9 protein-coding genes and 1 pseudogene are annotated in these 12,598 nt (G+C 66.1%); 9 read left to right on the top strand and 1 reads right to left on the bottom strand.

Features of this window, described 5'->3' with window-relative positions:
* The first annotated feature begins 19 nt into the window (after nt 1–19).
* The 8 genes from glmM to phoR all read left to right on the top strand — a co-directional run bounded on the left by glmM (nt 20) and on the right by phoR (nt 8,513).
* Nucleotides 20–1,378: a phosphoglucosamine mutase gene (glmM, locus tag WT16_RS02400; RefSeq protein WP_063532627.1), complete on the top strand. Its 1,359-nt coding sequence runs from the start codon at nt 20–22 to the stop codon at nt 1,376–1,378.
* 424 nt (nt 1,379–1,802) lie between these two features.
* Nucleotides 1,803–2,831: a phosphate ABC transporter substrate-binding protein PstS gene (gene pstS / locus WT16_RS02395; protein ID WP_006026351.1), complete on the top strand. Its 1,029-nt coding sequence runs from the start codon at nt 1,803–1,805 to the stop codon at nt 2,829–2,831.
* Nucleotides 2,832–2,937: 106 nt separating this feature from the next.
* The gene (gene pstC, locus WT16_RS02390; protein ID WP_041861723.1) at nt 2,938–3,924 is read left to right on the top strand and encodes a phosphate ABC transporter permease PstC; all 987 of its coding nucleotides are present in this window, start codon (nt 2,938–2,940) and stop codon (nt 3,922–3,924) included.
* The gene (gene pstA / locus WT16_RS02385; protein ID WP_009911933.1) at nt 3,921–4,814 is read left to right on the top strand and encodes a phosphate ABC transporter permease PstA; all 894 of its coding nucleotides are present in this window, start codon (nt 3,921–3,923) and stop codon (nt 4,812–4,814) included. Before pstC ends, pstA begins: the two co-directional genes overlap by 4 nt.
* A 15-nt stretch (nt 4,815–4,829) precedes the next feature.
* Nucleotides 4,830–5,678, top strand: coding sequence for a phosphate ABC transporter ATP-binding protein PstB (pstB, locus tag WT16_RS02380; RefSeq protein WP_015602404.1), 849 nt, complete (start codon nt 4,830–4,832; stop codon nt 5,676–5,678).
* Between the two features lie 20 nt (nt 5,679–5,698).
* The gene (gene phoU, locus WT16_RS02375) at nt 5,699–6,403 is read left to right on the top strand and encodes a phosphate signaling complex protein PhoU (protein ID WP_006026354.1); all 705 of its coding nucleotides are present in this window, start codon (nt 5,699–5,701) and stop codon (nt 6,401–6,403) included.
* Between the two features lie 28 nt (nt 6,404–6,431).
* A complete protein-coding gene (gene phoB, locus WT16_RS02370; RefSeq protein ID WP_009911934.1) occupies nt 6,432–7,133 on the top strand; it encodes a phosphate regulon transcriptional regulator PhoB in 702 nt (233 codons plus the stop codon).
* Between the two features lie 69 nt (nt 7,134–7,202).
* Nucleotides 7,203–8,513: a phosphate regulon sensor histidine kinase PhoR gene (gene phoR / locus WT16_RS02365; RefSeq protein WP_063532617.1), complete on the top strand. Its 1,311-nt coding sequence runs from the start codon at nt 7,203–7,205 to the stop codon at nt 8,511–8,513.
* A gap of 111 nt (nt 8,514–8,624) precedes the next feature.
* Here the strand turns inward: phoR and ppk1 are convergent, their stop codons facing one another.
* Nucleotides 8,625–10,685, bottom strand: a complete 2,061-nt coding sequence (gene ppk1, locus WT16_RS02360) for a polyphosphate kinase 1 (protein WP_006026357.1) — start codon at nt 10,683–10,685, stop codon at nt 8,625–8,627.
* Between the two features lie 275 nt (nt 10,686–10,960).
* Here ppk1 and ppx point away from each other — a divergent pair.
* Nucleotides 10,961–12,474 (top strand): annotated as a pseudogene (gene ppx, locus WT16_RS02355) (exopolyphosphatase).
* The last annotated feature ends 124 nt before the right edge of the window (nt 12,475–12,598 follow it).

Here is a 12,598-nt window from a genome sequence, read left to right as displayed (position 1 = left end):
ACAAGGAGGAAGGTTCTACATGGGACGTCGTTATTTCGGCACGGACGGTATTCGCGGCAAGGTCGGCGATGCGCCGATCACGCCCGATTTCGTGTTGCGGCTCGGCTACGCGGCGGGCAAGGTGCTCGCGAGCGCGCCCGGGCGCGCGGCGTCGGGCGCTCGCCCGACGGTGCTGATCGGCAAGGACACGCGCGTGTCGGGCTACATGCTCGAAGCCGCGCTCGAGGCAGGCTTTTCCGCGGCGGGCGTCGACGTGATGCTCGCGGGCCCGATGCCGACGCCGGGCGTCGCGTATCTGACGCGCGCGCTGCGGCTGTCGGCGGGCGTCGTGATCAGCGCGTCGCACAATCCGTATCACGACAACGGCATCAAGTTCTTCTCGGCCGACGGCAACAAGCTGCCGGACGAGATCGAGGCCGAGATCGAGGCGTGGCTCGACAAGCCGCTCGAATGCGCGCCGTCGGACGGGCTCGGCAAGGCGCGGCGTCTCGACGACGCGGCCGGCCGCTACATCGAGTTCTGCAAGAGCACGTTCCCGGCGGCGTTCGATCTGCGCGGGATGAAGCTCGTTGTCGATTGCGCGCACGGCGCCGCGTATCAGGTCGCGCCGCACGTGTTTCACGAGCTCGGCGCGGACGTGATCCCGATCGGCGTCGCGCCGAACGGCTTCAACATCAACGACGGCGTCGGTGCGACGGCGCCCGACGCGCTGATGCGCGCGGTGCGCGCGAATCACGCCGATCTCGGCATCGCGCTCGACGGCGATGCGGATCGCCTGCTCGTCGTCGACCACACCGGGCGGCTGTATAACGGCGACGAGCTGCTGTACGTGCTCGTCAAGGATCGCATTGCAACTAACGGCCAAGTCGAAGGGGCGGTGGGCACACTGATGACGAATTTCGCCGTCGAGGTCGCGCTGAAAGATGCGGGCGTGCAGTTCGTGCGGGCGGCGGTCGGCGATCGCTACGTGCTCGAGCAGTTGCGCGAGCGCGGCTGGCAGCTCGGCGCCGAGGGCTCGGGCCATATTCTGTCGCTCGATCGGCATTCGACGGGCGACGGGATCGTCTCGGCGCTGCTCGTGCTCGCGGCGCTCAAGCGCAGCGGCAAGACGCTCGCTCAGATGCTGGAGGGCGTCACGCTGTTTCCGCAGAAGCTGATCAATGTGCGGATGAAGCCGGGCGCCGACTGGAAGGGCAGCGACACGATCCGCCGCGCGATCGATTCGGCCGAGCAGGCGCTTGCCGGCAGCGGCCGCGTGCTGATCCGCGCGTCGGGGACGGAACCCGTGCTGCGGGTGATGGTCGAGGCGCGGCAGGCGGCGGACGCGAACCATCATGCGGAGGCGATCGCCAACGCGGTCAGGCAGGCGACAGCGTAAGCGCGGCGCGCTCGCGCCGGCGCCGGTGCGGTCGGGCGGGGCCGGACCGGAGTCGAAGCCGAAGCTGGACCTCATATCGCGGGGCCGCCGATCCGGGACGAATCGGCGGCCCCGCGGCGTTACCGCGCATCCCCTCGAAAATTCGTCCGGCTAATAGAAAAACAAAAGGCAGGCGCGCATCGATCGCGGCGATGCGGTCCGCCCGCGATCCTCCGCCAACGTCGGCTTTTCCTTTGCGTGAATTTTTTCCTACGCTCTACAGGCGGTCCGCTCGCGCTCGCAGGCACCCCTGACAGACGGCGCTGCCGCCTTTCAATTAAGTCATGTTACTGTCATACGAGGTTCATCGATTGTCACATTACTGTCATGAGTAGCCCCTAATCTTCGCGGTGCCGTAGTCATCCGCTCACACACTGGAGGTCTCATGAAATTGATGCAAACCGCGTTCGCCGGTCTTGCCAGCGCGCTTTTCGCGGTCGCCGCACATGCCGACATCACGGGAGCAGGCAGCACCTTCGCCATGCCGATTTACACGAAATGGGCAGCCGACTATCAGCAGTCGGGCGGCGTGAAGGTCAACTATCAGGGCATCGGCTCGTCGGGCGGCTTGAAGCAGATCATCGCGAAGACGGTTGATTTCGCCGGCTCGGACGCGCCGCTGAAGGATGACGAACTCGCGAAGGAAGGCCTCTTCCAGTTCCCGACGGTGGTGGGCGGCGTCGTGCCCGTCATCAACGTGCCGGGCGTGAAGGCGGGCGAACTGGCGCTGTCGGGCGAGGTCCTTGGCGAGATCTATCTCGGCAAGATCAAGAAGTGGAACGATCCGGCCATCGCGGCGCTGAACCCGAAGGTCAAGCTGCCGGATACGGACATCGCGGTCGTGCGCCGCGCGGACGGCTCGGGCACGAGCTTCATCTGGACGAACTATCTGTCGAAGGTCAACGACGAGTGGAAGTCGAAGGTCGGCGAGGGCACGACCGTCAACTGGCCGACGGGTACGGGCGGCAAGGGCAACGACGGCGTCGCGGCATTCGTGCAGCGTCTGCCGGGCGCGATCGGCTACGTCGAGTGGGCGTACGCGAAGAAGAACAACATGGTCTACACCGCGCTGAAGAACTCGACGGGCACCGTGGTCGAGCCGAAGACCGAGACGTTCAAGGCCGCCGCCGCCGGCGCGAACTGGTCGAAGTCGTTCTATCAGATCCTGACGAACCAGCCGGGCAAGGAAGCGTGGCCGGTCGTCGGCGCGACGTTCGTGCTGCTGCACGCGAAGCAGGACAAGCCGGCGCAAGGCGCGGCGACGCTGAAGTTCTTCGACTGGGCGTTCAAGAACGGCGCGAAGGCGGCGGACGATCTGGATTACATCTCGCTGCCGGCGTCGGTCGAGACGGAAATCCGCAAGCAGTGGAAGGCGAAGGTGACGGACGCGGCCGGCAAGACGGTCGCCGAGTAAGCTTGACGGCAGCGTCATAGCGGTTCGCCGCCCGGCTGCAGGGCCGGGCGGCGTGTGCGGTACAGGCGGGCGACGCAAGCCGCCCGTCATTGAGAAACAGGCTCCCATGTCTGACATTCCTTTCGCGTCGACACGATCCGGCGACCAGGCGCCCATGCGCGCGCCGAGCCGTTACGGCGACATCGTGTTCGGCGGCCTCACGCGCCTCGCGGCCATCGTGACGCTACTCCTCCTCGGTGGCATCATCGTGTCGCTCATCATCGCGTCGATGCCGACCATCGGAAAATTCGGCCTTCCGTTCCTGTGGCACTCGGAATGGGACCCCAATTCGGATACATACGGCGCGCTCGTGCCGATCTACGGGACCGTCGTCACGTCGATCATCGCGCTCGTCATCGCGGTGCCCGTGAGCTTCGGCATCGCGCTCTTTCTCACCGAGCTCGCGCCCGTCTGGCTGCGCCGGCCGCTCGGCGTCGCGATCGAACTGCTCGCCGCGATCCCGTCGATCGTCTACGGGATGTGGGGCCTCCTCGTGTTCGCGCCGATCTTCGCGACGTATTTCCAGAAGCCCATCGGCGCGCTGCTGAGCCCGATTCCGGTCATCGGCGCGCTGTTCCAGGGGCCGCCGATCGGCATCGGCATCCTGTCCGCCGGCGTGATTCTCGCGATCATGATCATTCCGTACATCGCATCGGTGATGCGCGACGTGTTCGAGGTGACGCCCGTGCTGCTGAAGGAGTCCGCATACGGCATCGGCTGCACGACCTGGGAAGTGATGTGGAAGATCGTGCTGCCCTACACGAAGACGGGCGTGATCGGCGGCGTGATGCTCGGCCTCGGCCGCGCGCTCGGCGAGACGATGGCCGTCACGTTCGTGATCGGCAATACGAACCTGCTCGACAACGTGTCGCTGTACTCGCCCGGCAACAGCATCACGTCGGCGCTCGCGAACGAATTCGCCGAAGCGGCGCCGGGGCTGCACACGTCCGCGCTCATGGAGCTCGGCCTGATCCTGTTCGTGATCACGTTCATCGTGCTCGCGATCTCGAAGCTGATGCTGCTGCGCCTCGAACGCGGGGAGGGCCGCAAATGAGCGCGCCGATCGTCAACATGCCGGGTCCGGACGGCGCCGTGCTCGACGCGATGCGCGCGCGATTGCAGCGCCGCCGCAAGGCGACCAACGTGATCGCGCTGACCGCGTCGCTCGCCGCGATGGCGTTCGGCCTGCTCTGGCTCGTCTGGATTCTCTACACGACGCTGCATCTGGGGATCGACGGGCTGTCGCTCACGCTCTTCAGCGAATCGACGCCGCCGCCCAACACGGCGGGCGGCGGGCTCGCGAACGCGATCGTCGGCAGCCTGCTGCTCGTCGCGCTTGCGACGTTCGTCGGCACGCCGATCGGCATTCTCGCGGGCGTCTATCTCGCCGAGTACGGCCAGAAGAGCTGGCTCGCGAGCGTGATGCGCTTCATCAACGACATCCTGCTGTCGGCGCCGTCGATCGTCGTCGGTCTGTTCGTGTACGCGCTCGTCGTCGCGAAATCCGGCCACTTCAGCGGCTGGGCGGGCGTGATCGCGCTCGCGCTGCTGCAGATCCCGATCGTGATCCGCACGACCGAGAACATGCTGAAGCTCGTGCCGAATGCGCTGCGCGAGGCTGCCTTCGCGCTCGGCACGCCGAAGTGGCGGATGATCCTGAAGATCACGCTGCGCGCGTCGGTGGGCGGGATCATCACGGGCGTGCTGCTCGCGGTCGCGCGGATTGCCGGCGAAACCGCGCCGCTCCTCTTCACCGCGCTGTCGAACCAGTTCTTCTCGGTCGACATGAACCAGCCGATGGCGAACCTGCCCGTCACGATCTTCAAGTTCGCGATGAGCCCGTTTGCGGAATGGCAGTCGCTCGCATGGGCGGGCGTGTTCCTGATTACGCTCGGGGTGCTGGGACTCAATATCCTCGCGCGCTCGGTCTTCTCGAAAAAGTAACGGCGGAGCAATCCGATGAACATGGCAGAAAGCCACCTCGATCCCTCGAAACTCGCCACGGGTCCGGCCGGCGTCGGCGCGGCGGCGGGGCAGCGTCCGCTCGCGCCGCTCAACGCGAAGATCGAAGTCAAGAACCTGAACTTCTTCTACAACAATTTCCACGCGCTGAAGAACATCAACCTGAGCATTCCCGAGGGGAAGGTGACGGCGTTCATCGGCCCGTCGGGCTGCGGCAAGTCGACGCTCCTGCGCACGTTCAACAAGATGTACGCGCTCTACCCGGAGCAGCGCGCGGAAGGCGAGATCGTGATGGACGGCGAGAACCTGCTGCAGTCGAAGCTCGACATCTCGCTCTTGCGCGCGCGCATCGGCATGGTGTTCCAGAAGCCGACGCCGTTCCCGATGTCGATCTACGACAACATCGCGTTCGGCGTGAAGATGTTCGAGCGGCTTACGCGCTCGGAGATGGACGACCGCGTCGAATGGGCGCTCACGAAGGCGGCGCTCTGGAACGAAGTGAAGGACAAGCTGGGCCAGAGCGGCTACGGCCTGTCGGGCGGCCAGCAGCAGCGTCTTTGCATCGCGCGCGGCATCGCGATCCGGCCCGAGGTGCTGCTCCTCGACGAGCCGTGCTCGGCGCTCGATCCGATCTCGACGGGCCGCATCGAAGAGCTGATCGCGGAGCTCAAGAGCGACTACACGGTCGTCATCGTCACGCACAACATGCAGCAGGCGGCGCGCTGCTCGGACTACACCGCGTACATGTATCTCGGTGAGCTGATCGAGTTCGGCGAAACGGAGAAGATCTTCATCAAGCCGGTGCGCAAGGAAACGGAAGACTACATCACGGGCCGCTTCGGCTGACCGGGTGACGGAGGGCAACAATGTCGGATAAACATCTGTCGAGCCAGTTCGACGCCGATCTCAACGCGGTGTCGTCGAAGGTGCTCGAAATGGGCGGCCTCGTCGAGGCGCAGATCACCGAAGCGATGCATGCGCTGAACGAGTTCGACCGCAACGCGGCCGAGCGCGTGATCGAGACGGAGGAGCGCCTCAATCACATGGAAGTCGAGATCGACGAGGAGTGCGGCAACATCATCGCGCGCCGGCAGCCGGCCGCACGCGACCTGCGTCTCCTGATGTCGATCTCGAAGACGATCACGAACCTCGAGCGCGCGGGCGACGAGGCCGAGAAGATCGCGAAGCGCGTGCGCCGTCTCGTCGACGAGCCCGCCGCGCGCGGCGTGAACATCGCCGAGATCAAGGTGTCGGGCGACATGGCGGTCACGATCCTGCGCCGCGCGCTCGATGCGTTCGCGCGCCTCGATACCGTCGCCGCCGCGCAGATCGTCAAGGACGACAAGGAGATCGACCAGGAATTCCGTGCGTTCGTGCGCAAGCTCGTATCGTACATGCAGGAAGATCCGCGGACGATCTCGGTCGGCCTCGATTATCTGTTCATCGCGAAGGCGATCGAGCGGATCGGCGATCACGCGAAGAACATCGCCGAATTCATCATCTACATCGTGAAGGGCACCGACGTGCGGCACCAGCCGCGCGACCTGCTCGATCGCGAAGCCAATAGCTAACTGCCGACAAGGACGGACCGAGGTGCCGATGCCCAGCAACATTCTCGTCATCGAAGATGAGCCCGCGATTTCCGAATTGATTTCGGTGAACCTGCAACACGCGGGACATTGCCCGATTCGCGCTTACAACGCGGAGCAGGCGCAGAGCCTGATCAGCGACGTGCTGCCCGATCTGGTGCTGCTCGACTGGATGCTGCCGGGCAAGTCGGGCATCGCATTCGCGCGCGACCTGCGCAACAACGAGCGCACGAAGCACATCCCGATCATCATGCTGACCGCGCGCGGCGACGAGCAGGACAAGGTGCTCGGCCTCGAGATCGGCGCGGACGACTACGTGACGAAGCCGTTCTCGCCGAAGGAGCTGATGGCGCGGATCAAGGCAGTGCTGCGGCGTCGCGCGCCGCAACTGACCGAGGACGTCGTGTCGATCAACGGGCTGCGGCTCGACCCGGCGACGCATCGCGTCGCCGCGCAGGGGGACGGCAGCGAGATCAAGCTCGATCTCGGCCCGACAGAGTTCCGCCTGCTGCATTTCTTCATGACCCATCCGGAGCGCGTCCACAGCCGCACGCAGTTGCTCGACCAGGTCTGGGGCGACCACGTGTTCGTCGAGGAGCGCACGGTCGACGTGCACATCAAGCGGCTGCGCGCCGCGCTCAAGCCGGCCGGCTGCGATGCTATGATCGAAACCGTGCGCGGCAGCGGCTACCGGCTCGCGAAACACGCGTAACGGGCGCGCGGCGCGAGGGAGCCGCGCCGCAGCGTGCCATCGTTTTCCTCTTTCGTCGGGCGCCGTATCATGAACATCATCTGGGCGCGCTTTCTGGTGTCGCTCGTCTTGCTCGCGCTCGTCAGCGCGATCATCGGCGCAATCGCGGGCCCCGTGCCGGGCCTCGTTTTCGCGCTCGCGATGCTCGTCGTGCAGGGCTTCGTCAGCACGTTTCACACGCAGCGCCTCTGGCGCCTGCTCGATGCGCCCGTCTACGGAGAAGTGCCGAGCGCGCCGGGCATCTGGGGCGAGATCTATTACCGGCTGCACAAGCTCGCGAAGCAATGGCACGCGCAGGTGCGCCAGGTCGAGCAGCAGCATTCGCGCTTCATCCAGGCGATCCAGGCGTCGCCGAACGGCGTCGCGATGCTCGACGACCGCGATCAGATCGAGTGGTGCAACGCGATCGCCGAAGTGCACTTCGGACTCGACACGAAGCGCGACCTGCGCCAGCACATCACGCATCTCGTCCGCCATCCGGATTTCGTCCGCTACCTGAACGGCCAGCATTACGACGAGACGCTCGTGATGCGCGGCATGGGCGGCAACCGGCAGAACGTGCTCGCCGTGCAGGTGTTTCCATACGGCGAGAATCGCAAGCTGCTGCTCACGCAGGACATCACCGAGCTCGAGCGCACCGACGCGATGCGGCGCGACTTCGTCGCGAACGTGTCGCACGAGCTGAAGACGCCGCTCACCGTGCTGTCGGGCTTTCTCGAGACGATGCGCGAGCTGCCGCTGTCCGACGACGAGCGCGCGCGCTATCTGGAGCTGATGGAGCAGCAGGCGTCGCGGATGCGGCACATCGTCACCGATCTGCTCGTGCTCGCGAAGCTCGAGGGCGAAGGCAAGCCGCCTGCCGATCGCGCGGTCGACATGCGCACGGTGCTCGATCACCTGAAGGACGATGCGCAGACGCTGTCGAACGGGCATCACGAGATCACGTTCAAGGTCGACGAGACGCTCGCGGTGACGGGCGCGCAGACCGAGATCTTCAGCGCGCTCGGCAATCTCGTGACGAATGCGATCCGCTATACGCCGGAGGGCGGGACGATTCGCGTCGAATGGCGGCGTGACGGCGCGCAGGCGGTGTTCTCGGTCACGGACAGCGGGCTCGGCATCCCGGTCGCCGATCTGCCGCGGCTCACCGAGCGGTTCTACCGCGTCGATCGCAGCCGCTCGCGCGACACGGGCGGCACGGGGCTCGGGCTCGCGATCGTCAAGCACGTGCTGCAACGGCACGATGCGCAACTGGCGATCCAGAGCGAGGAAGGGCGCGGCAGCACGTTTGCCGCGCGCTTTCCCGCGCATCGGACGATCAGCCGGCGGCATGCGGCGTGACGTGACGCGCGTGCGGCGCGGTGCGCTCGACGCCTGCGCCGCGCCGGAGGGTGTCGTGCTTCTCCGTCAACGGTTTTCGACTCGGCGGAAAACGCGCCGCGCCGCCGCCCGTCAGCAGAATTTCGCGAGGAGCCCGAGCTGTGCGTTGCGCGGCGCCTTGCCCGCGCGGCGGCGGCGATAGTGGCCGTCGCTCTGCATGAGCCACGCGGACTGGTTGTCGCCGAGGAACACCGACAGCCCTTCTGCGATCACGCGGCGCTTCAACTTGCGCTCGCGCACCGGGAACGCGACTTCGACACGACGGAACAGATTCCGATCCATCCAGTCGGCGCTCGACAGATAGACGAGCTCTTCACCGTCCGCGTGGAAGTAATAGATCCGATGGTGCTCGAGAAAGCGCCCGACGATCGAGCGCACCGTGATGTTCTCCGACAGCCCCGGCACGCCGGGCTGCAGCGCGCAGACGCCGCGCACGATCAGGTCGACCTTCACGCCGGCTTGCGACGCCTCGTAGAGCTCGGCGATCACGGTCGGCTCGAGCAGCGCGTTCATCTTCGCCACGATCCGTGCCCGCTTGCCGGCGCGCGCGTTCCCGGCTTCCGCGCGGATGTGCTCGATCAGCCGCGGGTGCAGCGTGAACGGCGATTGCCACATCTCGTGCAGCTTCAGCTCGCCGCCGATGCCCGTCAATTGCTGGAACACGTGATGCACGTCCTCGCAGATCGTGGGCTCCGACGTCATCAATCCGAAGTCGGTGTAGACGCGCGCGGTGCGTGGATGATAGTTGCCGGTGCCGAGGTGCGCGTAGCGGCGCAGCATTGATTTGCCGCCTTGCGTCACGCGGCGCACGATCAGCATCATCTTCGCGTGGCACTTGTGGCCGACGACGCCGTACACGACGTGCGCGCCCACCGATTCGAGCTGCGCGGCCCAGTTGATGTTCGTCTCCTCGTCGAAGCGCGCGAGCAGCTCGACCACGACCGTCACTTCCTTGCCGTTGCGCGCGGCTTCCATCAGCGCGTCCATCAGCGGCGAATCGGTGCCCGTGCGGTAGATCGTCTGCTTGATCGCGACGACGCTCGGGTCCCGCGCCGCCTGCTGCAGCAGTTCGAGCACCGGCTGGAAGCTCTCGTATGGGTGGTGCAGCAGGATGTCGCCGCGATCGATCGCGTCGAACATCGACGGCGCGTTCGCGACCGCGGGCGGGATCGCCGGCAGGAATGGCGTGAACTTGAGCTCGGGCAGGTCGACGAGATCCGGCAACTGCATCAGCCGCACGAGATTGACGGGGCCGTCGACGCGATAGCAATCCTTCTCGGTCAGGCCGCTTTCGTCGAGCAGGCGCCGCACGAGATGCGGCGGCGTGTCGGCCGACACCTCGAGCCGCACCGCATTGCCGAGATGGCGCGCGGGCAGCTCGCCCTGCAGCGCGACGCGCAGGTTCGTGATTTCGTCCTCGTCGACGAAGAGCTCGCTGTTGCGCGTGATCCGAAACTGGTTGCAGCTCTTGACGACGAGCTTCGGAAACAGCTCGCCGACGAAGCGCTGCATCAGCGAGCTCAGCAGCACGAAGCCGTGCTGAAAGCCCGACAGTTCCTGCGGCACGCGCACGAGGCGCGGCAGCGCGCGCGGCGCCTGCACGATGCCCATCACCGCCTGACGGCCGAACGCGTCGCGGCCTTCGAGCTCGATCACGAAGTTCAGGCTCTTGTTCAGCACGCGCGGGAACGGATGCGCGGGATCGAGGCCGATCGGCGTGAGAACGGGCAGCAGCTCGTCGAAGAAATAGCGGCGCGCCCATTCGATCTGCGCGTCGCTCCATGTCTCGGTGCCGTGAAAATAGATGCCTTCCTGTTCGAGCGCGGGCAGGATCGTTTCGTGCAGCATCGTGTACTGCCGGTGCACGAGCCGCTGCGCGCGCTCGACGACGAGGTCGTACACATGCTGCAGCGACATGCCGTCCGGCGCGAGCGCGCCCGGATTGTCGCGCATCTGCTCCTGAAGGCCGGCCATCCGGACTTCGAAGAATTCGTCGAGGTTGCTGCTCGTGATGCAGATGAAGCGCAGGCGTTCGAGGAGCGGGACGTGCGGATCGGCGGCTTGGGCGAGCACGCGCTCGTTGAAGCCGAGGATGCCGAGCTCGCGATTCAGAAGCGGATAACGAAGGGACATCGGCAGAGAATACGGAAGGTCAGGCGCAGACTCGAAAGGTCGCTCGGAAATTCTCACGGTGCGATGACGTGCTGATGACAGTTTGATGTTTATCGGCAAATCATACGCTCGAAAACCTGGGATTTCATAAAAGCGTCCTCTGGATACAATGAAAGCATGTGTCGGCCGGCTCGCGGCCGACACCGGAAGGCGCGCAGCGCTTAAAATGGCGCCTTTGATCTTTTCGGTACGCGCAGCATCGCCTGCGCGCACCAGGCGAGAACGGAGCCCCCTCGATGGTTACATCCCCGCATCTACTGGCTGCCGTCGATCTCGGCTCGAACAGCTTCCGGCTCATTGTCGGGCGCGTCGAGGAGACGCCCGCCGGCAGCCAGATCTATCCCGTCGACGCGCTGCGCGAGCCCGTGCGGCTCGCGGCGGGCCTGTCCCGCGACAAGATGCTCGATCGCGCGTCGCAGGAGCGCGGGTGGGAGGCGCTCAAGCGCTTCGGCGAGCGGTTGCGCGATTTTCATCCCGATCACGTGCGCGCGGTCGCGACCAATACGCTGCGGGTCGCGAAGAACGCCGGCGAGTTTCTCGCCGAGGCGGAGGCGGCGCTCGGCTTTCCGATCGAGGTGATCGCGGGCCGCGAGGAAGCGCGCCTCATCTATGCGGGCGCCGCGCACTCGGTGCCGGCGAACACCGGCAAGCGGCTCGTCGTCGACATCGGCGGCGGCTCGACCGAGTTCATCATCGGCCAGCACTACATGCCGCTCGTGATGGAGAGCCTCTACATTGGCTGCGTGAGTCACAGCCGCGCGTTCTTTCCGGCCGGCAACGTGGACGAATACACGATGCGCCAGGCCGAGCTCGCCGCGAAGCGCGAAATCCAGATCATTTCCGGCGAATACAAGAAGGCGGGTGGGATCAGGCGATCGGCTCGTCCGGCACCGCGCGCGCGCTCGCGGAGCTCGTCGAGGCGAACGGCTTCAACGACGCGGGCGTGTCGCACGGCATCTCGCGCGGCGGGCTCGAGCGCCTGAAGCGCGCGCTCATCAAGGCCGAGAACGTGAACCGGCTGAAGCTCGTCGCGCTGAAGCCCGATCGCGTGCCGGTGCTCGCGGGCGGCCTGTCGATCATGCTCGCGGTGTTCGAGGAGCTCGGCATCGACTACGTCGACACGACGGACGGCGCGCTGCGCCTGGGCGTGCTGTACGACCTGCTCGGCCGCACGCAGCACGAGGACATGCGCGCGGTGACGGTCGACGGCTTCACGCGCCGCTACGGCGTCGATCGCGCGCAGGCGGCGCGCATCGGCGCGCTCGCCGCGCGTTTCTACGACCAGCTCGACGAGCCCGAAGGCGAGGCTCGCGACGAAAGCCGCACGTTCCTCGGCTGGGCGGCCGCGTTGCACGAGATCGGGCTGTCGATTTCGCACAGCGCGTACCACAAGCATTCGGCGTACATCGCGAGCAACGCCGACATGCCGGGTTTCTCGCGCACCGACCAGGCGCGGCTCGCCGCGCTCGTGCTCGGGCACGCGGGCAAGCTCGGCAAGCTGTCGCAGTCGCGCGAAGTCGAATGGCCGCTGCTGTTCTGCCTGCGCCTCGCGTCGCTGCTGTGCCGGCGCCGGAACGACGCCGGCCTGCCCGACATCAGCGTCGCGCAGATGAAAAAGGGCGGCTACGAGGTGCACCTGCCGAGCGCGTGGGTCCAGCAGAATCCGCTCACCGACTACAGCCTCAGTCAGGAGGCTGCCGAGTGGGAGAAGGTCGGCATTCCGTATCGCGTCGTCTATACGGGCGCGTGATCCGGTTGTGCCGCCCGCGCATTGGGCTGTCGGCCGTCGTATGCCGGCGCGCTCACGGCGACGTGCAGACGATCGCCGTCAGAAACGGAAACGCATCCTTGACGACCGCCCGGCTGCCCGCCTC

This window comes from Burkholderia sp. MSMB1589WGS (assembly GCF_001636105.1).
GTDB classification, from domain to species: domain Bacteria; phylum Pseudomonadota; class Gammaproteobacteria; order Burkholderiales; family Burkholderiaceae; genus Burkholderia; species Burkholderia humptydooensis.
This window is presented reverse-complemented; position numbering and strand designations above follow the sequence as displayed.

Coding starts and splice junctions, on each gene's coding strand:
- pstS (WP_006026351.1), top strand. CDS start 1,803: ATGAAATTGATGCAAACCGCGTTCGCCGGTCTTGCCAGCGCGCTTTTC.
- phoR (WP_063532617.1), top strand. CDS start 7,203: ATGAACATCATCTGGGCGCGCTTTCTGGTGTCGCTCGTCTTGCTCGCG.
- ppk1 (WP_006026357.1), bottom strand. CDS start 10,685: ATGTCCCTTCGTTATCCGCTTCTGAATCGCGAGCTCGGCATCCTCGGC.
- pstB (WP_015602404.1), top strand. CDS start 4,830: ATGAACATGGCAGAAAGCCACCTCGATCCCTCGAAACTCGCCACGGGT.
- pstC (WP_041861723.1), top strand. CDS start 2,938: ATGTCTGACATTCCTTTCGCGTCGACACGATCCGGCGACCAGGCGCCC.
- phoB (WP_009911934.1), top strand. CDS start 6,432: ATGCCCAGCAACATTCTCGTCATCGAAGATGAGCCCGCGATTTCCGAA.
- glmM (WP_063532627.1), top strand. CDS start 20: ATGGGACGTCGTTATTTCGGCACGGACGGTATTCGCGGCAAGGTCGGC.
- pstA (WP_009911933.1), top strand. CDS start 3,921: ATGAGCGCGCCGATCGTCAACATGCCGGGTCCGGACGGCGCCGTGCTC.
- phoU (WP_006026354.1), top strand. CDS start 5,699: ATGTCGGATAAACATCTGTCGAGCCAGTTCGACGCCGATCTCAACGCG.